At 61.0% G+C, this 20,459-nt stretch carries 19 protein-coding genes; 9 read left to right on the top strand and 10 right to left on the bottom strand.

Translation table 11 applies throughout. The features are described 5' to 3' along the window. Positions 1-39: 39 nt before the first annotated feature. The 3 genes from nadE to JFU48_RS04305 all read right to left on the bottom strand — a co-directional run bounded on the left by nadE (position 40) and on the right by JFU48_RS04305 (position 3,221). Positions 40-867, bottom strand: coding sequence for an ammonia-dependent NAD(+) synthetase (nadE, locus tag JFU48_RS04315; protein WP_201135935.1), 828 nt, complete (start codon positions 865-867; stop codon positions 40-42). Positions 868-871: 4 nt separating this feature from the next. Beyond that, the gene (gene pncB / locus JFU48_RS04310) at positions 872-2,095 is read right to left on the bottom strand and encodes a nicotinate phosphoribosyltransferase (RefSeq protein WP_003221154.1); all 1,224 of its coding nucleotides are present in this window, start codon (positions 2,093-2,095) and stop codon (positions 872-874) included. Positions 2,096-2,309: 214 nt separating this feature from the next. After that, a complete protein-coding gene (locus JFU48_RS04305) occupies positions 2,310-3,221 on the bottom strand; it encodes a LysR family transcriptional regulator (protein WP_098966954.1) in 912 nt (303 codons plus the stop codon). A 165-nt stretch (positions 3,222-3,386) separates the two neighbouring features. Here JFU48_RS04305 and amaB point away from each other — a divergent pair, with 165 nt between their 5' ends. From amaB to JFU48_RS04260, 9 genes are all read left to right on the top strand, one after another. Continuing rightward, complete coding sequence (amaB, locus tag JFU48_RS04300) at positions 3,387-4,877, top strand: L-piperidine-6-carboxylate dehydrogenase (RefSeq protein WP_201135934.1); 1,491 nt, start codon at positions 3,387-3,389, stop codon at positions 4,875-4,877. A 228-nt stretch (positions 4,878-5,105) separates the two neighbouring features. Continuing rightward, positions 5,106-6,389 carry an L-pipecolate oxidase gene (gene amaA / locus JFU48_RS04295; protein ID WP_103485075.1) on the top strand — a complete coding sequence of 428 codons (1,284 nt, stop codon included), beginning with the start codon at positions 5,106-5,108 and terminating at the stop codon, positions 6,387-6,389. Positions 6,390-6,757: 368 nt separating this feature from the next. Beyond that, complete coding sequence (locus tag JFU48_RS04290; RefSeq protein ID WP_003221158.1) at positions 6,758-7,891, top strand: branched-chain amino acid ABC transporter substrate-binding protein; 1,134 nt, start codon at positions 6,758-6,760, stop codon at positions 7,889-7,891. Positions 7,892-8,128: 237 nt separating this feature from the next. After that, positions 8,129-9,043 carry an ABC transporter permease subunit gene (locus JFU48_RS04285; protein ID WP_003221160.1) on the top strand — a complete coding sequence of 305 codons (915 nt, stop codon included), beginning with the start codon at positions 8,129-8,131 and terminating at the stop codon, positions 9,041-9,043. 3 nt (positions 9,044-9,046) lie between these two features. Then, entirely contained in the window at positions 9,047-10,348 is a 1,302-nt protein-coding gene (gene livM, locus JFU48_RS04280; protein WP_003221162.1) for a high-affinity branched-chain amino acid ABC transporter permease LivM, read from the top strand. After that, positions 10,345-11,217: an ABC transporter ATP-binding protein gene (locus JFU48_RS04275; RefSeq protein ID WP_003221164.1), complete on the top strand. Its 873-nt coding sequence runs from the start codon at positions 10,345-10,347 to the stop codon at positions 11,215-11,217. Before livM ends, JFU48_RS04275 begins: the two co-directional genes overlap by 4 nt. Beyond that, positions 11,214-11,930 carry an ABC transporter ATP-binding protein gene (locus JFU48_RS04270; RefSeq protein WP_047600666.1) on the top strand — a complete coding sequence of 239 codons (717 nt, stop codon included), beginning with the start codon at positions 11,214-11,216 and terminating at the stop codon, positions 11,928-11,930. Before JFU48_RS04275 ends, JFU48_RS04270 begins: the two co-directional genes overlap by 4 nt. Before the next feature lie 838 nt (positions 11,931-12,768). Beyond that, a complete protein-coding gene (locus JFU48_RS04265) occupies positions 12,769-13,533 on the top strand; it encodes an SDR family oxidoreductase (RefSeq protein ID WP_003221168.1) in 765 nt (254 codons plus the stop codon). A gap of 199 nt (positions 13,534-13,732) precedes the next feature. Next, a complete protein-coding gene (locus JFU48_RS04260; protein WP_201135933.1) occupies positions 13,733-14,638 on the top strand; it encodes a cation diffusion facilitator family transporter in 906 nt (301 codons plus the stop codon). Positions 14,639-14,760: 122 nt separating this feature from the next. On the opposite strand, the gene JFU48_RS04255 is transcribed toward JFU48_RS04260, so the two are convergent. The 7 genes from JFU48_RS04255 to JFU48_RS04225 all read right to left on the bottom strand — a co-directional run bounded on the left by JFU48_RS04255 (position 14,761) and on the right by JFU48_RS04225 (position 20,140). Next, positions 14,761-15,894, bottom strand: a complete 1,134-nt coding sequence (locus tag JFU48_RS04255) for an AGE family epimerase/isomerase (RefSeq protein ID WP_201135932.1) — start codon at positions 15,892-15,894, stop codon at positions 14,761-14,763. Positions 15,895-16,075: 181 nt separating this feature from the next. Continuing rightward, positions 16,076-16,648 (bottom strand): HupE/UreJ family protein, encoded by a 573-nt coding sequence (locus JFU48_RS04250; protein ID WP_003221174.1) that lies wholly within the window; start codon positions 16,646-16,648, stop codon positions 16,076-16,078. 27 nt (positions 16,649-16,675) lie between these two features. Further along, positions 16,676-17,290 carry an urease accessory protein UreG gene (gene ureG / locus JFU48_RS04245; RefSeq protein WP_201135931.1) on the bottom strand — a complete coding sequence of 205 codons (615 nt, stop codon included), beginning with the start codon at positions 17,288-17,290 and terminating at the stop codon, positions 16,676-16,678. Positions 17,291-17,313: 23 nt separating this feature from the next. After that, a complete protein-coding gene (locus JFU48_RS04240; protein ID WP_201135930.1) occupies positions 17,314-17,988 on the bottom strand; it encodes an urease accessory protein UreF in 675 nt (224 codons plus the stop codon). Next, positions 17,985-18,485, bottom strand: a complete 501-nt coding sequence (gene ureE, locus JFU48_RS04235; RefSeq protein ID WP_201135929.1) for an urease accessory protein UreE — start codon at positions 18,483-18,485, stop codon at positions 17,985-17,987. The genes JFU48_RS04240 and ureE overlap by 4 nt, the downstream gene beginning before the upstream one ends. A 299-nt stretch (positions 18,486-18,784) precedes the next feature. Next, a complete protein-coding gene (locus tag JFU48_RS04230; RefSeq protein WP_045122272.1) occupies positions 18,785-19,417 on the bottom strand; it encodes a TetR family transcriptional regulator in 633 nt (210 codons plus the stop codon). A gap of 174 nt (positions 19,418-19,591) precedes the next feature. Further along, the gene (locus tag JFU48_RS04225) at positions 19,592-20,140 is read right to left on the bottom strand and encodes a hypothetical protein (RefSeq protein WP_201135928.1); all 549 of its coding nucleotides are present in this window, start codon (positions 20,138-20,140) and stop codon (positions 19,592-19,594) included. Positions 20,141-20,459 lie beyond the last annotated feature (319 nt).

Raw genomic sequence — 20,459 nt, 5'->3', positions numbered from 1 at the left:
AGGATCGCTCCTCAGCGGGCTTTTTCATTCAGTCGCCGATCAAGGCGCGAACGGCATCACACGCTTGTGATGGGTCTTGTTGTAGGTGCTGACGATGATGTCGAACGCTTCCTGACGCACCGGCTCGCCGTGCAGGAAGGCGTCGATCTCGGCGTAGGTCACGCCGTGGGAGGCTTCGTCCGGTTTGCCCGGCGACAGGTCTTCCAGATCCGCGGTCGGCACTTTTTCCACCAGCGATTCCGGTGCGCCGAAGCTGCGGGCAATCGCCCGAACCTGGTTTTTCACCAGGCCGCTGAGCGGGGCCAGGTCGCAGGCGCCGTCACCGAACTTGGTGAAGAAACCCATCACCGCTTCCGCCGCATGATCGGTGCCGATCACCAGACCGTGCGCCGCGCCGGCGATGGTGTACTGGGCGACCATGCGCATCCGCGCCTTGGTGTTGCCGAGCACGAAATCCACCGACACCGCGTGCTTGCCTTCGAACGCCGCGACTTCACTGGCCAGCGATTTCACCGCCGGGCCGATGTTCACCGTGTGGCGTTCGTCCGGGGCGATGAAGTCCACCGACGCCTGGGCGTCGTGCTCATCGAACTGGGTTTCGTACGGCAGGCGCACGGCGATGAACTTGTAGGCGTTGTCGCCGGTGCGTTCGCGCAGCTCACGCATGGCGCGCTGGGCCAGCAGGCCGGCGGTCAGCGAGTCGACGCCGCCGCTGATGCCCAGCACCAGGGTCTTGAGGCCGGAATTGACCAGGCAATCCTGGATAAAGGTGATGCGCCGGGCGACTTCCGCTTCGAGGGCCTGATGCCCGGCGAATGGCGGTTGTACCTTGAGCTGTTCAGCAATCTCACGCTGTACGGCTTGCATGAATTCACTCCTTGCTAGATAGACTGGAATCGGCAGGAACCTGGAACACATGTCGCAAATAGGCGACGAAATTCGGGTCTTTGCAGTGGGTCTTGCCGGGCTCGTCGGAGATCTTCGCCACCGGCTGGCCGTTGCAGGCGGTCATTTTAAGCACGATGCTCATCGGTTCGACACCCGGAATGTCACAGGTCAGGTTGGTGCCGATGCCAAAGCTGACGTTGATCCGCCCGTGCAGCGCGCGGAAGATCTCCAGCGACTTGGGCAGGGTCAGGCTGTCGGAGAACACCAGGGTCTTGCTCATCGGGTCGATGCCGAGCTTGTGGTAGTGGGCGATGCACTTTTCGCCCCACTGCACCGGATCCCCGGAATCGTGGCGCAGACCGTCGAAGAGCTTGGCGAAAAACAGATCGAAGTCGCCGAGGAACGCGTCGGTGGTGATGCAATCGGTGAGCGCAATCCCCAGCAAACCACGGTATTCGCGCACCCAGCAATCGAGGGCGGCGATCTGGCTGTCGATCAAGCGTGGGCCGAGTTGTTGGTGGGCCATGATCCATTCATGGGCCATGGTGCCCAGCGGTTTCATGTCCAGCTCGCGAGACAGGTGAACGTTGCTGGTGCCGACAAAGCGCCCGGGGAAATCGTGCTTGAGCACGTTGACCACTTCTTCCTGCACACGGTACGAAAAGCGCCGGCGGGTGCCGAAGTCGGCGACCTGCAATTGCGCCAGTTCGTCGGCCGAGGCGTTGGCGCTCAGCCAGTCGAACTTGCGATACAGCTGTTCGCGCGCCTGCACCAGTTCGATTTCCCGGTAGCGATAGCGGTTGCGCACTTCGCTGACGATCGCCAGCAGCGGCACTTCGTAGAGAATCACGTGCAGCCACGGACCGCGCAGACGGATGAACAACTCGCCGTTCTCGATCCCGGTGTGCAGGTAGCGCAGGTTGAAACGGAACAGGCCGAGAAAGCGCAGGAAATCCGGTTTCAGGAAGGTGATGCGCTCGAGAAAGCTCAACTGGTCGGCACTCAGACTCAGTTCGGCCAGGCGCTCGATCTGGTAACGAATCTCGGCCAGATACGGGCGCAGATCCTCGCTGTTACGGCAACGAAACTCCCATTCGACTTCGACGTTGGGGTAGTTGTGCAGCACCGCCTGCATCATCGTCAATTTGTAGAAGTCGGTGTCGAGCAGGTTCTGCACGATGCGATCGGCAAACACACTCTCGCTCATAAACGGGGTCTCCAGGTGCACCGCGCGGATGCGCGGGATCAATCAATGACGCTAGTGGCGCATATCAGCGGTGGGGATTGCCAGCATTTTTTAAGAGCGCCGAGATCACCTGTGGGAGCGGGCTTGCTCGCGAATGCGGTGCATCAGTCACATTTGAATTGACTGGCCCACCGCATTCGCGAGCAAGCCCGCTCCCACAGGGTTGTTGAAAACTCTATATCGGCGTCAGGTCCGGGCTATCAATCTGCTCCAGCATCCACTTCACAAAATCCCGCACCTTCGGCACTTCCGCCGCGTGTTCCGGGTAGGCCAGGTAGTAAGCGTCGGAACTGGGCATTGCATGCTGCCAGGGAATGACCAGTTTGCCATCGGCCAATTCCTCTTCCACCAGAAACCGTGGCAACAGCGCGACGCCGCAGCCGACCTGAGCGGCGCGGATGCACATGTAAAAGGTTTCGAAGCGCGGCCCGTGGTAGCTGTGTTCGGTGTGGTAGCCCTGACTGTCGAACCAGTCATGCCAGGCCTGTGGGCGCGAGGCATTTTGCAGCAGCACCAGATCGGTCAGTTGCGTCGGGTCGGTGAAGGGCTGATCCGGCAGGCTGCCGGGTGCGCAGACCGGCACCAGCTCTTCGCCGAACAGCTTCAGGCACTCGGTGCCGGGGCGTGAGCCCTGACCGAAATAGAACGCCAGATCGCTGCGTCCCTGCAGCAAATCGTCGGCCTCCTGCTCGTTGCACAGATCGAGATGGATCGACGGATGGCGCAGACGCCAGCCTTTCAGGCGCGGTACCAGCCAGCGTGCGCCGAAAGTCGAAGGCGTAGATACGCGCAGGACTTCGGTCTCGCCGCCGTAGGAACGCAGGTAATGCGTGGACATTTCCACTTGGGTGAGGATTTTTCGGACTTCCACCAGGTACAAATCCCCGGCCGGGGTCATCTGCAAACGCCGACGCACCCGGCGGAACAACAAGTGCTGCAACAATTCCTCAAGCTGCGCGACCTGTTTGCTGACGGCGCTCTGGGTCAGGTTCAGCTCTTCAGCGGCACGGGTGAAGCTCAGGTGCCGGGTCACGGCCTCGAAGCACTGCAACGCGGTGATCGACGGCAAGTGGCGTTTGTTCAGCATGGGTGATCCCTTTTTCTTGTCTTTCTATGCGCAGCATGAATAAACGGAATGATATCTCGCGTAAAGGTCGTTTGTTGCCTCGCCGTACTGACGCTACAACTAAAGGCCTGCCCGGTCGCGACAATGCGTCCGCACACATTCAGTTTTTCGCTTGAGGAGTGACCCATGGTTGCCGCATTGCTTGATCGTCTTGGTGTGAACCCGACCCTGTACCAGAACGGCAAAGTGCCGGTGCATTCGCCCATCGACGGCAGTCGCATCGCCGCCGTGAACTGGGAAGGCCCGGCCGAAGTCGAGCAGCACATCAGTCGCGCAGATCATGCTTTCGAGCAATGGCGCAAGGTGCCGGCGCCGCGCCGCGGCGAACTGGTGCGTCAGTTCGGCGAAGTGCTGCGCGAGTACAAGGCTGATCTCGGCGAACTGGTGTCGTGGGAAGCGGGCAAGATTACTCAGGAAGGCCTTGGTGAAGTGCAGGAGATGATCGACATCTGCGATTTCGCCGTCGGTCTGTCCCGTCAGTTGTATGGCTTGACCATCGCTTCCGAACGTCCGGGCCACCACATGCGTGAAACCTGGCATCCGCTGGGCGTGGTCGGCGTGATCAGTGCGTTCAACTTCCCGGTCGCGGTGTGGGCGTGGAACACCACGCTGGCGCTGGTCTGCGGCAACCCGGTGGTGTGGAAACCGTCGGAGAAAACCCCGCTGACCGCACTGGCCTGCCAGGCACTGTTCGAGCGTGTGGTGAAGAATTTCACCGATGCGCCGGCGCACCTGTGCCAGGTGATCATCGGTGGCCGTGATGCCGGCGAAGCGCTGGTGGATGACCCGCGTGTGGCGCTGATCAGCGCCACCGGCAGCACCCGCATGGGCCGCGAAGTGGCGCCGAAAGTCGCCGCGCGTTTCGCCCGCAGCATCCTCGAACTGGGCGGCAACAACGCGATGATCCTCGGCCCGAGCGCCGATCTGGACATGGCCGTGCGCGCCATTCTGTTCAGTGCGGTCGGCACCGCCGGTCAGCGTTGCACCACCCTGCGTCGCCTGATTGCTCATGAGTCGGTGAAGGAAGAAATCGTCACCCGCCTCAAAGCCGCGTACGCCAAAGTGCGCATCGGCCATCCGCTGGAAGGCAATCTGGTCGGCCCGCTGATCGACAAACACAGCTTCGAAAACATGCAGGACGCGCTGGAGCAGGCGCTGAGCGAGGGTGGCCGGGTGTTCGGCGGCAAGCGTCAGCTCGAAGAGCAATTCCCCAACGCCTACTACGTGTCGCCGGCCATCGTCGAAATGCCGGAGCAGAGCGACGTGGTCTGCAGCGAAACCTTCGCGCCGATCCTCTACGTGGTCGGCTACAGCGACTTCCAGGAAGCGCTGCGCCTGAACAATGCGGTGCCGCAAGGCCTGTCGTCGTGCATCTTCACCACCGACGTGCGCGAGGCCGAGGAATTCATGTCGGCGGTCGGCAGCGACTGCGGCATCGCCAACGTCAACATCGGCCCGAGCGGCGCGGAAATCGGCGGCGCGTTTGGTGGCGAGAAGGAGACCGGTGGCGGTCGTGAGTCGGGCTCCGACGCCTGGCGTGCGTACATGCGCCGCCAGACCAACACCGTGAACTACTCGCTGGAGTTGCCGCTGGCGCAGGGCATCACCTTCGACTGAGTTTGGAATGAAGCAGATCCCCTGTGGGAGCGGGCTTTTGTGGTGAGGGGATTTATCCCCGATGGGCTGCGCAGCGGCCCCAAAACATGCAATCGCGGAGTTTCAGATACACCGCATGCACTGGTTTTACGGTTGCTATGCAACCGATCGGGGATAAATCCCCTCGCCACAGGGCTTTATCCCACAGGATCAGCAGTGTGTTTGGCAGGTTTCTGTTGGAGTCTGGCAATGCCGTTACGCGAAGAATGTCTGTGGGAAAAACTCACGCCTCAGCGCCCGGATAACACCGCGCTACGGGGCGAGGTCAAAGTCGATGTCTGCGTGATCGGCGCCGGGTTTACCGGGTTGTCGGCGGCGCTGCATCTGTTGGAGAAGGGCAAAAGCGTCTGTGTGCTCGAGGCGCATCGCGCCGGGCATGGCGGCTCCGGACGCAACGTCGGGCTGGTCAACGCCGGCATGTGGATCCCGCCGGACGAGATCGAAGCCGGATTCGGCGAAGCGGTCGGCAGCCAGCTCAACCGCATGCTCGGGGCGGCGCCGGCGCTGGTGTTCAGCCTTGTGGATAAATACAACATCGATTGCCAGTTGCGCCGCGAAGGCACCCTGCACATGGCGCACAACGCCAAGGGCGAAGCGGATCTGCGCAGTCGCGAGCAACAATGGAAGCGCCGTGGCGCTCCGGTCGAGCTGCTCACCGGCAAGGCCTGCGAACAAGCCACCGGTACGCAGAAGATTGCCGCCGCACTGCTCGACCGGCGTGCCGGCACGCTCAACCCGATGGCCTATGTCACCGGCCTGGCCAACGCGGTGAAGGGGCTGGGCGGACAGATGTTCGATCACTCGCCGGTTACCCGTCTCGAACGCGTGGGCCAGCAATGGTCAGTGCAGACCGAGCACGGATCGGTGCTCGCCGAGCAAGTGGTGATCGCCTCCAACGCCTACACTGAAGGCGACTGGACCGAACTCAAGCGCAATTTCTTCCCCGGTTACTACTATCAGGTCGCTTCGGTGCCGCTGACCGAAGACGCGGCCCATGACATCCTCCCCGGCGGGCAGGGCTCGTGGGACACGCGCCAGGTGCTGAGCAGCATCCGTCGTGACAAGGATGGCCGGTTGTTGCTCGGCAGCCTGGGCAACGGCAATCAGAAACCGACGTGGTTCCTCAAAGCCTGGGCCGACCGGGTGCAGCAACACTACTTCCCCAACCTGAAACCGGTGGAATGGGAATGCACCTGGACCGGGCGCATCGCCTTCACCCCCGATCATTTGATGCGGCTGTTCGAGCCGGCACCCGGACTGGTGGCCGTCACCGGTTACAACGGCCGTGGCGTGACCACCGGCACTGTGGTCGGCAAAGCCTTCGCCGACTACCTGTGTAACGGCAATCCTCAAGCCCTGCCGATCCCCTTCGCACCGATGCAGCCCCTGGCCGGTGTCGGCCTGCGCAGTTGCCTGTACGAGGCCGGGTTCTCGCTGTATCACGCGGGCCAGTGCCTGCGCATCGTGATTTGAGTGTTGAAATATGTTGCTTGACGCGGCGCTTTTCGGCGTAGCGACTAGCCTGTAATGGTGCGGGTTGTAGCAGTCCCGCACCAGCAGTGTGCAGTTCGGTGACGCGAGCTGTTACAGGCTGGTTGCACGTCGTTTGGTGCCGCGGTTGCAATGATGGCGCAAGCGGGTTGCGCCTCAGATTTAAAAAGGTTTCACCTTCCGCGGTTTAGACGGTTGCACGCCCAATGAAAATGGGAACGAAACAGTCGAAATAACAAGAAAGCAGCGACTTTTTGAAGAATAAAAAACCGATGGCACGGCGCTTGCTCAGAGCATTCAGTGAAGTGAAGTCGCAGTGCCAACTAAAAAAAACCTTGGAGCACCACCTCATGTCCCAGACGTTTTACAAGAAAGGCTTTCTGGCCCTCGCAGTGGCTACTGCGTTGGGTGTTTCTGCGTTTGCTCAAGCTGATGTGAAAATCGGTGTAGCGGGTCCAATGACTGGCGCCAACGCGGCATTTGGCGAGCAGTACATGAAGGGTGCACAGGCAGCGGCGGACGCGGTCAACGCGGCGGGCGGCGTCAACGGCGAGAAAATCGTACTGGTCAAGGGCGATGACGCCTGCGAACCGAAGCAGGCGGTGACAGTCGCCAAGGACCTGGTCAACCAGAAAGTTGCCGGCGTGGTCGGTCACTTCTGCTCTTCCTCCACCATTCCAGCCTCGGAAATCTACGACGAAGCCGGCGTTATCGCGATCACCCCGGGTTCCACCAACCCGCAGGTGACCGAGCGCGGTTTGAGCGCGATGTTCCGTATGTGCGGGCGTGACGACCAGCAAGGCATTGTCGCTGGCGACTACATCGTCGACGTGCTCAAGGGCAAGAAAGTCGCGGTGATCCACGACAAGGACACCTACGGTCAAGGTCTGGCCGATGCGACCAAGGCTCAGTTGATCAAGCGCGGCGTGACCCCGGTGATTTACGAAGGCCTGACCCGCGGCGAGAAAGACTTCAGCGCCCTGGTCACCAAGATCCGCGCCGCTGGCGCCGACGTCGTGTACTTCGGCGGTCTGCACCCGGAAGCCGGCCCACTGGTCAAGCAACTGCGCACCGAAGGCCTGAAAGACGTGAAGTTCATGTCTGACGACGGCATTGTTACCGACGAACTGGTGACCACCGCCGGCGGCCCGCAATACGTTGACGGCGTGCTGATGACCTTCGGCGCCGACCCGCGCCTGCTGCCGGAAAGCAAGGCCGTGGTCGAGCAGTTCCGCAAGGCCGGGACCGAGCCTGAAGGCTACACCCTGTACGCCTACGCTTCGATTCAGGCCCTGGCGGCCGGTTTCAATGGCGCCAAGTCCAACAGTGGCGAAAAAGCCGCCGAGTGGCTGAAGGCCAACCCGGTGAAAACCGTCATGGGCGAGAAGTCCTGGGACAAGAAAGGCGACCTGAAAGTGTCCGACTACGTGGTTTACCAGTGGGACGCGAGCGGCAAATACCATCAGCTGGAAAAACAGAAGTAAGGGCTGACGCGATCATCCGAACACCATGAACCCCTGTGGGAGCGGGCTTGCTCGCGAATGCGGGGTGTCAGTCGCCATCAACGGTAGCTGATACACCGCATTCGCGAGCAAGCCCGCTCCCACAGGAGGCGATGGTGTTGGGGGGAACGTGTCTGCATTGCTCCGACGTAAATCTGTATTTTTCCTAGAAGAACCGCCCGCTCCGGTGGGCAGGTTCTCATTGCGTGAGATTGCGTTATGGATGGTATTTTCCTGCAGCAACTGGTCAACGGCCTGACCCTCGGGTCGGTCTATGGCCTGATCGCCATCGGCTACACAATGGTCTACGGCATCATCGGCATGATCAACTTCGCCCACGGCGAGGTTTACATGATTTCCGCTTACCTCGCGGCAATCAGTCTGGCTCTGCTGGCTTACTTCGGTATCGAATCCTTCCCGCTGTTGATGCTCGGCACGCTGGTCTTCACCATCGTCGTCACCGGCGTCTATGGCTGGGTAATCGAACGCGTCGCCTACAAACCTCTGCGCAACTCCACCCGACTGGCACCACTGATCAGTGCCATCGGCATCTCCCTGATCCTGCAAAACTATGCCCAGATCAGCCAGGGCGCCCGCCAACAGGGTGTTCCGACGCTGCTCACCGGTGCCTGGCGCATCGACGTCGGCACAGGTTTCGTCCAGCTCACCTACACCAAGGTGTTCATTCTGGTCGCCGCGTTCGTCGGCATGGGCCTGCTGACCTACGTGATCAAGTACACCAAGCTCGGCCGCATGTGCCGCGCCACCCAGCAAGACCGCAAGATGGCTTCGATTCTCGGGATCAACACCGACCGGGTGATTTCCTACGTGTTCATCATCGGTGCAGCGATGGCGGCCCTGGCCGGCGTGCTGATCACCATGAACTACGGCACGTTCGACTTCTACGCAGGCTTCGTCATCGGCATCAAGGCGTTCACCGCCGCCGTGCTGGGCGGGATCGGCTCACTGCCCGGCGCGATGCTCGGCGGGATCATTCTCGGGATCTCCGAGTCGCTGTTCTCGGGCCTGGTCAACTCCGACTACAAAGACGTGTTCAGCTTCTCGCTGCTCGTACTTGTTCTGGTCTTCCGGCCTCAGGGTCTGTTGGGCCGTCCTCTTGTGTCGAAGGTGTAAGCGATGTCTTCAACCACCCAAAAATCCATCGATATCAAAAAAAGTCTGGTTGAGGCGATTCTTGCCGGCCTTATTGCCCTGATCGTGTTCGGCCCGATTGTCGGCGTCGTGCTCGAAGGCTACAGCTTCAATCTTGAGCCGACCCGCGTCGCGTGGCTTATCGGCATCGTGATGATCGGCCGTTTTGCCTTGAGTCTGTTTCTGCAGACGCCCAGGGGCCTGAAGATTCTCGACGGCTTCGAGAGCACCGGTTCCGGTGTACACGTACTGCCTGCCGATCATAAATCCTCGCTGCGCTGGATCATCCCGCTGCTGATTGTGCTCGCGGTCATCGTGCCGTTTGTCTCCAACTCGTACCTGCTGGGCGTGGTCATCCTCGGGTTGATCTACGTGCTGCTGGGGCTGGGGCTGAACATCGTGGTCGGTCTGGCCGGCCTGCTTGACCTCGGTTACGTGGCGTTCTACGCCATCGGCGCCTACGGTCTGGCGCTGGGTTATCAATACCTCGGGCTGGGCTTCTGGACCGTGCTGCCACTGGCGGCGATCACCGCAGGCCTGGCCGGCTGCATCCTCGGTTTCCCGGTGCTGCGTCTGCACGGCGACTATCTGGCGATCGTGACCCTGGGCTTCGGTGAAATCATCCGCCTGATCCTCAACAACTGGCTGTCACTGACCGGCGGTCCGAACGGGATGCCGGCGCCACTGCCGACGTTCTTCGGTCTGGAATTCGGCAAACGCGCCAAGGATGGCGGGGTGCCGTTCCATGAGTTCTTCGGCATCGCCTACAACCCGGACGTGAAGTATTACTTCATCTACGCGGTGTTGTTCCTGGTGGTGCTGGCCGTGCTGTACATCAAGCATCGTCTGGTGAAAATGCCGGTGGGCCGCGCCTGGGAAGCCCTGCGCGAAGATGAAATCGCCTGCCGCTCGATGGGCCTGAACCACGTACTGGTCAAGCTCTCGGCGTTCACCATCGGTGCATCGACTGCAGGCCTGGCCGGGGTGTTTTTCGCCACCTACCAGGGCTTCGTCAACCCGACCTCGTTCACCTTCTTCGAATCGGCACTGATCCTCGCCATCGTCGTGCTCGGCGGCATGGGCTCGACCATCGGCGTGGTGATTGCAGCGTTCGTGCTGACGGTTGCCCCGGAACTGCTGCGCGGCTTCGCCGAATACCGCGTGCTGCTGTTCGGCATCCTGATGGTGTTGATGATGATCTGGCGACCACGCGGGCTGATCCGCATCAGCCGTACCGGGGTCACTCCACGCAAAGGTGCCATTCACTATGAGAGGACTGCGCCATGAGTGAAGTCGTACTCTCTGTGGAAAAACTGATGATGCACTTCGGTGGCATCAAGGCCTTGAGCGATGTCAGTCTCAAGGTCAAACGCAACTCGATCTTCGCCCTGATCGGCCCCAACGGCGCCGGCAAGACCACGGTGTTCAACTGCCTGACCGGTTTCTACAAAGCCTCCGGCGGCAAGATCGAACTGAATGTGCGCGGCAAGCAGACCAACGTCATCCAGCTGCTGGGCGAATCGTTCAAGCCGACCGACTTCGTGTCGCCGAAAAGCTTCCTCAGTCGCCTGTACTACAAGATGTTCGGCGGTACGCACCTGGTGAACCGCGCCGGCCTGGCCCGGACGTTCCAGAACATTCGCCTGTTCAAGGAAATGTCGGTGCTGGAAAACCTGTTGGTGGCGCAGCACATGTGGGTCAACCGCAACATGCTCGCCGGCATCCTCAACACCAAGGGCTACCGCAAGGCCGAAAGCGATGCGCTGGACTGCGCGTTCTACTGGCTGGAAGTGGTCGATCTGGTGGACTGCGCCAACCGTCTGGCCGGTGAACTGTCCTACGGTCAGCAACGCCGTCTGGAGATCGCCCGGGCCATGTGCACGCGGCCGCAGATCATTTGCCTCGACGAGCCGGCCGCCGGCCTCAACCCTCAGGAAACCGAAGCGCTGAGCGCGATGATCCGGCTGCTGCGCGACGAGCACGATCTGACCGTGGTGCTGATCGAACACGACATGGGCATGGTCATGAGCATTTCCGACCACATCGTGGTGCTGGATCACGGCGTGGTCATCGCCGAAGGCGGGCCCGACGATATCCGCCACGATCCAAAAGTGATTGCCGCCTACCTGGGCGCCGACGAAGAGGAGCTGGTATGAGCAAACCGATCCTCGAACTGAAAGACCTGGACGTGTTCTACGGCCCGATCCAGGCCCTCAAAGGCGTGTCGCTGCAGATCAACGAAGGCGAGACCGTCAGCCTGATCGGTTCCAACGGCGCGGGTAAATCGACGCTGCTGATGTCGATCTTCGGCCAGCCGCGCGCGGCGGGCGGGCAGATCCTCTATCAGGGCGTCGACATCACCCACAAGTCCTCGCACTACATCGCCTCCAACGGCATCGCGCAGTCGCCGGAAGGGCGGCGGGTGTTCCCCGACATGACCGTCGAGGAGAACCTGCTGATGGGCACCATCCCGATTGGCGACAAGTACGCCAAGGAGGACATGCAGCGCATGTTCGAGCTGTTCCCACGGCTCGAAGAACGCCGCACTCAGCGGGCGATGACCATGTCCGGCGGCGAGCAGCAAATGCTCGCCATCGCCCGTGCGCTGATGAGCCGGCCGAAGCTGTTGTTGCTCGATGAACCGAGCCTGGGCCTGGCGCCGATCGTGGTGAAACAGATCTTCGCCACCCTGCGGGAACTGGCGAAAACCGGCATGACCATTTTCCTCGTCGAGCAGAACGCCAACCATGCGTTGAAGCTGTCGGATCGGGCATATGTGATGGTCAACGGTGAGATTCGCCTGACTGGCACTGGTAAAGAGTTGTTGGTGAATGAGGAGGTGCGTAACGCTTATCTGGGCGGGCACTGATTCTGCTTGAGTTGTCCACAAGCCCCGCGACGAAAGTCCCGGGGCTTTTTACATCTCAAATCCAGCACAAGTCCCCTGTGGGAGCGGGCTTGCTCGCGAAGAGGGTGTGTCATCAAACACGGCGTTATCTGACACACCCTCTTCGCGAGCAAGCCCGCTCCCACAGTTGATCTGCGCCAGATTTCAGAATTGTGGAAAACAAATTCCCACACCTGCCAAAGCGCGACATATAGACGCTGCAAATGGCTGTTTTTCCACAGTTTCGACTTGTCCCCGTTTGCTGTGGAGCTGGCTGTGAATAACGTGGGTGTAGCTGTCTGCAGGCCATTGGAACCGTGGCTTGCAGCGTGGTGATTGTTTTTTGATCAGGTGCTTTTGCGATAACGATAGACGCCTTTGTCAACCTTTTTATGGCCGCTGCAGAATCGGCAATTCCATGTGCTCAAGCTTGTGGATAAGTCTGTGATTAAACTCTGGAAAGACCGCGCGGAGCACCGTGATTACTGGCCTCGCGCAAACACTGCTGTGACCGTGCAGTCGTGCAGAATGCCATCACCGGCACAACTGCCAGATCAGGGTCAAGCAAAAAACTTTCTATTTCGCCCGCAAAGCCTTGTGTGGCGCGGCTTTACGCTTTTTCACTTGCCCCCGGAAACTGTGGAAGGGGCTGTGGATAACATGCGTGCACATGGCTACAGGCCACGGTGCATATGGCGTGGCGGCCATTGATCAATTAATGAGCAGGATTCGGTGGTTGCCGGTTAAAGCGGGGCCGGGCATGCTGCCTGCTGATTGTCCATTCCAATGACCGCACGGCGGTCGATGCAAGGAGAACACGATGTCCAACACCCTGTTTATTACCGGCGCGACGTCCGGTTTTGGTGAAGCCTGTGCCCGTCGTTTTGCCGAGGCAGGCTGGAAACTGGTGCTGACCGGTCGTCGTGAGGAACGCCTCAATGCGCTGTGCGCAGAACTGTCGAAGCAGACCGAAGTGCATGGCCTGGTGCTCGACGTGCGTGACCGCAAGGCGATGGAAGAGGCAATTGCCAATCTGCCGCCGTCGTTCGCCAAGCTGCGTGGCCTGATCAACAACGCCGGGCTGGCGCTGGGCGTCGATCCGGCGCCCAAATGCGACCTCGACGACTGGGACACCATGGTCGATACCAACGTCAAAGGCCTGATGTACAGCACCCGTCTGCTGTTGCCACGGTTGATCGCCCACGGCCGTGGCGCCGGTATCGTCAACCTCGGCTCCATCGCCGGAAACTACCCGTACCCGGGCAGCCACGTGTATGGCGCGACCAAGGCGTTCGTCAAGCAATTCTCGCTGAACCTGCGCTGCGACCTGCAGGGCACTGGCGTGCGCGTCAGCAACATCGAGCCAGGCCTGTGCGAAAGCGAATTTTCGCTGGTGCGTTTTGCCGGTGATCAGGAGCGCTACAACGCGACCTACGCCGGGGCCGAGCCGATCCAGCCGCAGGACATCGCCGAAACGATTTTCTGGGTACTGAATGCCCCGGCGCACATCAACATCAACAGTCTGGAGCTGATGCCGGTGAGCCAGACCTGGGCCGGGTTTGCGATCGAGCGTAACAAGGCGTAAGACCCTGTGGCGAGGGAGCTTGCTCCCGCTGGACTGCGCAGCAGGCCCGTTTTTTTGAACTGAAGAGCGGGGGGCGCTCCGCACCCCAGCGGGAGCAAGCTCCCTCGCCACAAAATCGGGCAAAACCGCCAATAAGGTAAACTCATCTCCGACAAACCCCACCGCACCCCGCGGTTCAAAGGTTTTTAGAGGAGGCTACGTGAGTAACCGAGGTGAGCAGTCACTGCTCAAACAATCGACCATCCTGATGTTCGCGGTGTCGATTGCCGGGATCGCTACCGGTTTTGTTTCAGGTTCCCAATCCATCCTTTTCGATGGTTTTTTCTCGCTGATCGCAACGTTCATCAAAGTGCTGATGCTGATCACCGCCCGGCTGATCGCCAAAGAGAGCAATCACCGCTTCCAGTTCGGTTTCTGGCATCTGGAGCCGATGGTGCTGCTGATCGAAGGCAGCTTCCTGCTGTTGATCGCTATCTATGCCTTTCTCAACGGTGTGTTCGGCATCATCAACGGCGGCCGCGAGATCGAACTGGGGCTGGTGATCATTTATGCGGCAGTGTTCACCGTCGTCGAGTTCGCCTACTTCTTCTACGTGCGTCGGCGCAATCGCAAGCTCAAGTCGAGCCTGATCCAGTTCGACAACATCAGCTGGCTGGTGGATGCGATGCTCTCGGTCGGCCTGTTGGTCAGTTTTCTCGCCGCGTTGCTGCTCAAGGCCCAAGGCTTTGCCGAGTGGGCGAAGTTTGTCGACCCGCTGATCCTGATCGTCCTGGCGCTGACCATGTTGCCGCCGGCGTTCAAGATCCTCGGCCCGGCGTTGCGCGATGTACTGGGTATTGCCCCGGACACCCTGGATGATCAGGTGCGCCAAGTGATGGAGGCGGCAAAGGTCGAGCATGGTTTCGACGATTACGTGACCTACGTGCAGAAGCACGGGCGGGCGCGGTTCATCGAGATTCATGTGGTGTTGCCGGCGGATTACCGGCTGCAGAGCGTGGGGCAACTGGATGCGTTGCGTGAGGAGATTTCGGCGCAGCTCGGCGAGCCGGATGCGGCGCGCTGGTTGACCATCAGCTTTACCGGTGACAAGAAGTGGATTGCCTAGAGACCGTGTAACGGCTATTCGCGAGCAAGCCCGCTCCCACAGGGATCCGAGCTGTTCACAGATTATGTGTTCGGCGAAATTCCCATGTGGGAGCGGGCTTGCTCGCGAAAGCTATTTTTCAATCAACGCAGATATTCGGCTAAACCGCTGTAGCACGTCGCCAAGTGATAAGGCGTCGTCGAAGGCATGTCCTTGCGGCTGACCTCTCCCTGCTCATCCCGGCATTCATGCCACCCGCCCGCATGCAGAAAACGCTGCTGCAGCGCCTGCAACTGGCGCAGCACTGTAGCTTCGCTGCCCGCACGCAAGGTCAGCGCGCGCAGGTATTCAGCCTGAGCCCAGATCCGCTGAGTCGAATCTTTCGGGCGACCGTCCAGTTGCAGATCGAGCATCGCCCGCACTGCACCTGAAGGTTGTTCAACGCCGAACTGCTCGGTGAAAGCGAATGCCCGGTCCAGCGCTGCATGCAGTTTCGAACCACGCAGCAGGGCTGAAGACTCAAGCAGGAAATACCATTCGAACTGATGCCCCGGCTCGTACCAGTTACCCACAGCCCCCAGCGGTTTCTCCATCAGCACGCCATGCTGCGGGTCGACGAACTGCTTGTGCATGGCTGTGCATAACTCCACCAGCGCTTGCTGCGTAGCTGCGTCTTCGCGTACCGCGAGGGTGGCGAGGAACGCTTCGGCCAGGTGCATCAGCGGGTTTTGCAGCGGGCCGGTTTGCAGGGTGATCCAGTCGCGGTCCAGGCACGCTTCGTACAAGCCATCGCCGGTAGCGAAACGCCGGGCGATGACTTCCAGTGCGGCGTTGAGTGTGGACTCCACCAGCGGCTCGCGGGACTTGGCCCAGTAATGGGCGCAGGCGAACAGGATGAAAGCGTGGGTGTAGAGATCCTTGCGCTGATCCAGCGGCTTGCCTTGCGCGTCGATGCTGTAGAACCAGCCGCCGTGCTCGGCGTCGTGGAAATGCCGTTGCAGCGAGCGGAACAGCGCGGCGGCGCGCACCTCGGCGTTATCCACAACCCCGATCAGGCTGGAAAAAAGGTACAGCTGCCGTGCGCAGGCCATCGCCCGGTAGCGTTGCGGCGGCAGCGGATGGTGTGCGGCGTCCAGTGCTTCGTAGGGCAGCGCCATGTCGGCGTTCCAGCCCGGGCCTTGCCAGAGCGGCACGATCACGTTCAGAAAGTGCTGTTGCACATCACTGAACAGGGCGGTCAATTCGGGCAGAGAGGTGGAGCGGGAAGCATGGGGCATTGGCGGACGTCGTCACGGCTGGGGCGATTGCGCGACATGGTAGCAGAGCGACGGCCTGATGAGACGCGGTGTCTGTCAGTCCGCCTTCGCGAGCAAGCCCGCTCCCACAGGTTTTGTGTACACCGCAAATCCAGGGTGGGAGCGGGCTTGCTCGCGAAGAGGCCGGTTCAGGCGATAAAGATCAGCCGGCCAGCAACCATGCACCGGTCACCGCCGAAGCAGCCCCCGCCACTCGCACCAATGGTGCAGCAGCCTGAGGCAACACGCGCACTAGGCCATAACCCGCCGCATGCAGCGCCGCCGTCGCCGCGACGAAACCGGCGGCATACGCCCAAGGGCTGCTCATGTCCGGCAGTTCCAGGCCATGCGCCACACCATGGAACAGCGCAAACAACGCCGTCGCCGCCACCGCCATTACCAGCGGCGGACGCACCGCCAACGCCACGGCCAGGCCCAGCGCCAGCACCGAAGCCGCAATCCCGCTTTCCAGCGCCGGCAGTTGCAGCCCTTCAAAACCGAGCATGCCGCCGATCAGCATGGTGCCGACGAATGTGCAGGGCAGCGCCCAGCGTGCCGCGCCTTGCTGCTGCGCGGCCCACAGGCCGACTGCAACCATCGCCAGCAAGTGGTCGAGGCCGCCGATCGGGTGGCTGATGCCGGCGATCAAGCCGCTGTCGCCGTGGCCCGGGTGGGCGAAGGCCAGGGCCGGGGTCAGCAGCAGCGCCACGGCGCCGAGAATGCGTTTGAGTGTCATGGATAAGCTTCCTTGTTGGTCATTGAATCAGGCGGCGCTCAGCAGGCCCTGGCGCTCGATGAAGGCGATGATGTCTTCCAGGCCCTGGCCGGTTTTCTGGTTGCTGAAGACGAATGGCTTGCCGTTGCGCATGCGCTTGGTGTCGCTATCCATCATTTCCAGCGAGGCACCAACCAGCGGCGCCAGGTCGATTTTGTTGATCACCAGCAGGTCGGACTTGCAGATCCCCGGCCCGCCCTTGCGCGGCAGTTTGTCGCCGGCCGAGACGTCGATCACGTAGATGGTCAGGTCCGACAGCTCCGGGCTGAAGGTCGCCGACAGGTTGTCGCCGCCGGACTCCACCAGAATCAGGTCCAGCCCCGGAAAGCGCCGGTTCAGTTGATCGACCGCTTCGAGATTGATCGAGGCGTCTTCGCGGATCGCCGTGTGCGGGCAGCCGCCGGTCTCCACGCCGATGATCCGCTCCGGCGCCAGCGCTTCGTTGCGCACCAGAAAGTCGGCGTCTTCGCGGGTATAGATGTCGTTGGTGACGACGGCCAGGTTATAGCGGTCGCGCAGCGCCAGGCACAGGGCCAGGGTCAACGCGGTTTTGCCGGAACCGACCGGGCCGCCGATACCGACGCGCAGGGGTTGTGTGTTCATGTGCTTCTCCAAGATGACAGGCCCTAGGAACGGAAAAGTCGGCTGTACTGGCGCTCATGCGCCATGCACGCCAGGGACAGGCCGAACGCGGCGCTGCCAATGTGTTCGGGATTGATTTGGCTGGCGTCCTGCTGCGCCTGTTGCAGCAGCGGCAGCAATTCGCTGGTCAGGCGCTGGGCGGCTTGCTGGCCCAGCGGCAGGGTTTTCATCAGCACCGCGAGCTGGTTTTCCAGCCAGCTCCACAGCCACGCAGCGAGGGCGTCCTGCGGGCTGATCTGCCAGGCGCGGCCAGCCAGTGCCCAGCCGAGGGCCAGATGCGGTTCCGCGCATTGCTCAAGAAAGCCGCGGGCCGGCGCGTCGAGTTCCGGCAAACCGTTGAGCAACTGCTGCAGCGAGTAACCCATCTGCCGGCTCTCCAGATGCAGTTCGCGGGTCTCGCGGCTGGCCCGGTGGGTTTCGCAGATGCGCAGCAACTCGGGCCAGTTTTCGTCGGCAGCGGCCTGACAATGGGCGAGCAGCAGCGGCGCTTCGAAACGGGCGAGGTTGAGCAGCAATTGATCGCTGATCCAGCGCCGGGCACTGTCCGGGTTGTGCACGCGGCCGTTATCCACCGCCATTTCCAGGCCTTGCGAATAGCTGTAGCCGCCAATCGGCAGTTGCGGACTGGCCAGGCGCAACAGCGCCCAGGCTGGGTTCATAAACGAACGCCGAACTGGTGCAGTTTCGGCGCGTAGTTGAAGTCCTCGTCGCCGTGCCGCGAATGATGATGGCCGCCGCCGTAGGCACCGTGTTCCGGCTGGAACGGCGCTTCAATCGCTTCGACCTGCGCACCGAGCTGTTCGAGCATCGCCTTGAGCACGTAATCGTCAAGCAGGCGCAGCCAGCCGTCGCCGACTTGCAGGGCAACGTGGCGGTTACCGAGGTGATAGGCGGCGCGGGTCAGTTCGAAGGCGTTGGCGCAGGTGACGTGGAGCAGTTGCTCGGGGCGAGCGCAGACGCGAACGATGCGGCCGTCTTCGGCCTGCAGGCATTCGCCGTCATATAACGGTGCCTGACCGCGCTCCAGAAACAACCCGACGTCTTCGCCCTCGGCACTGAAACAGCGCAAACGGCTCTTGCTCCGCGCTTCGAAGGTCAGGTGCAACTCGGCGGACCAGACAGGTTGAGGGTCGATTCTGCGATGAATCACCAGCATCGGAAAGCTTCCAGCAGTGGACTTGTAGAGAGGGCTAGAGCAAGGGGCTTGCCAACCGGCCGAGATGTAGGAAATCCCTGTCGGAGCGTAGTGGATGTTTCAAGATGTTGCAGAATTTTGGAAGGTTTTGGTGCGTGAAGATTTTTACATGCACCAAATATGGGCGGCGCAAAACCAATGTGGGAGCGGGCTTGCTCGCGAAAGCGGTAGGTCAGTCACTTTATTGTTGACTGATACACCGCTTTCGCGAGCAAGCCCGCTCCCACAGGGAATTTGCGTTGTGTTTGAAAAAAGGCGAGTTACTCGGTACTGCCCAGCCCTTGCCAGTGCTTGAGACCGATAAAGATGAAGCGCAGTTGCTGGGTGATCTTTGCCTGTGGCGTCAGATGTTCCGGCAGGGCTTCGGCGGGCGGGTCGATGATGTCCGGCAGGGTGGCGAACACCGATTTGACGATCAGGTCGGCGATCACGCTCAGGCCGGCCGCGTCCAGGTGCTGCAGCTTGGGCATCAGCCTCAGGTCGGCCGCGAGGTCGGCGCTGATGTTCTCGCGCAGTCGGCCAATCGCCTGACGCACCGGCTGCGAGCCGCCGTACTGCTCGCGGGCGAGAAACAGGAATTGCGAACGGTTGGCGCTGACCACGTCGAGGAAGATCCGCACCGACGCATCGATAATGCCGCCCATGACGAATTCGTTGTGGCGCACCAGGCGGATGGTTTCGCGGAAGGTCTGGCCGACTTCACTGACCAGTACCAGACCCAACTCGTCCATGTCGGCGAAATGCCGGTAGAAACCGGTGGGCACGATGCCGGCGGTCTTGGTCACTTCGCGCAGGCTCAGGCTGCCGAATCCTCGGCCGCTTTCCATCAAATGGCGGGCGGCGTCCATCAGGGCGTTGCGGGTCTGTTGTTTCTGTTCGGCGCGGGGCAGCATCGCAAAGGCGTTTTCTTGAGCGGGACAAGCGCCGCACTCTAGCAAATCGGCTTTGCTGGCGTCGAACGTCGGGGGAGAGTCGATGGGGGGAAATGCGGTTTTGCGATTGGTCGGGGCTGAAAAAGTCAAAAGCCCAATCGGCTGATCGGGCTTTTTTTCCAGGCCGCCATGGGCTTAGCTCAAAGCGCTATTGCGTTCGATCACACGGTCACCACCACCTTCAGCGAGGGTCTGGCCTTGTGGAGTGCGGTCACTGCCGTCGGAAGCGAGGGTCTGGCCTTGTGGGGTGCGGTCGCTGCCGTCGGAGGCAAGGGTCTGGCCTTGTGGGGTGCGGTCGCTGCCGTCGGAAGCGAGGGTTTGACCTTGTGGAGTGCGGTCGCTGCCATCAGAGGCCAGAGCCTGGCCCAGTGGAGTGCGATCGGAACCGTCCTGAACCAGACCTTTCTCTTCGAGACGGTCACGGCCACCTTCTGCTACAGCTTGACCTTGTGGAGTCTTGTCGTAGCCATCTTGTACCAGGCCTTTTTCTTCCAGACGATTGCGGCCGTTTTCAGCCAGGGTCTGACCTTGTGGAGTGCGGTCACCGCCGTCAGCAGCAACAGTCTGGCTGAACACCGAGTGGCTGGTTTTTACTTGTGGGGTAGCCTGATCGGCAGCGGGCAGGGCGAAAGCAGTGCTGGCTAGCATCGACAGGGTAAGGCTGAGCAGTAATTGGCGTTTCATGATGGGTTGCTCCTTGGGAGGGCGATAAAGTGGGTACGAAGCCAATGCTACTCTCGATAAGTCGATATAAAAGTTCATAAACGCAATGGTAATAATCAACAGAATTGATTGTTCTGCCGAGGCGCTCTAGCTCGGGCGTTTGCGGGCGCTGGTTTTGCACCGCAGTGGGTATTTTCGACTCACTCGCGCCTCGCAAATGTGCGGGTGGCGGTAATGCTGTTCGACCAATCGGTCAGCATTCGCGCGATTTTTTGCCGCGGAATCTATATTCCGATTAAACCTGCGCACTGTTTGCCAGTCGTAGATTTCATGAGGGCCG

Source organism: Pseudomonas sp. TH49, assembly GCF_016650625.1.
GTDB classification, from domain to species: Bacteria; Pseudomonadota; Gammaproteobacteria; order Pseudomonadales; family Pseudomonadaceae; genus Aquipseudomonas; species Aquipseudomonas fluorescens_H.
This window is presented reverse-complemented; position numbering and strand designations above follow the sequence as displayed.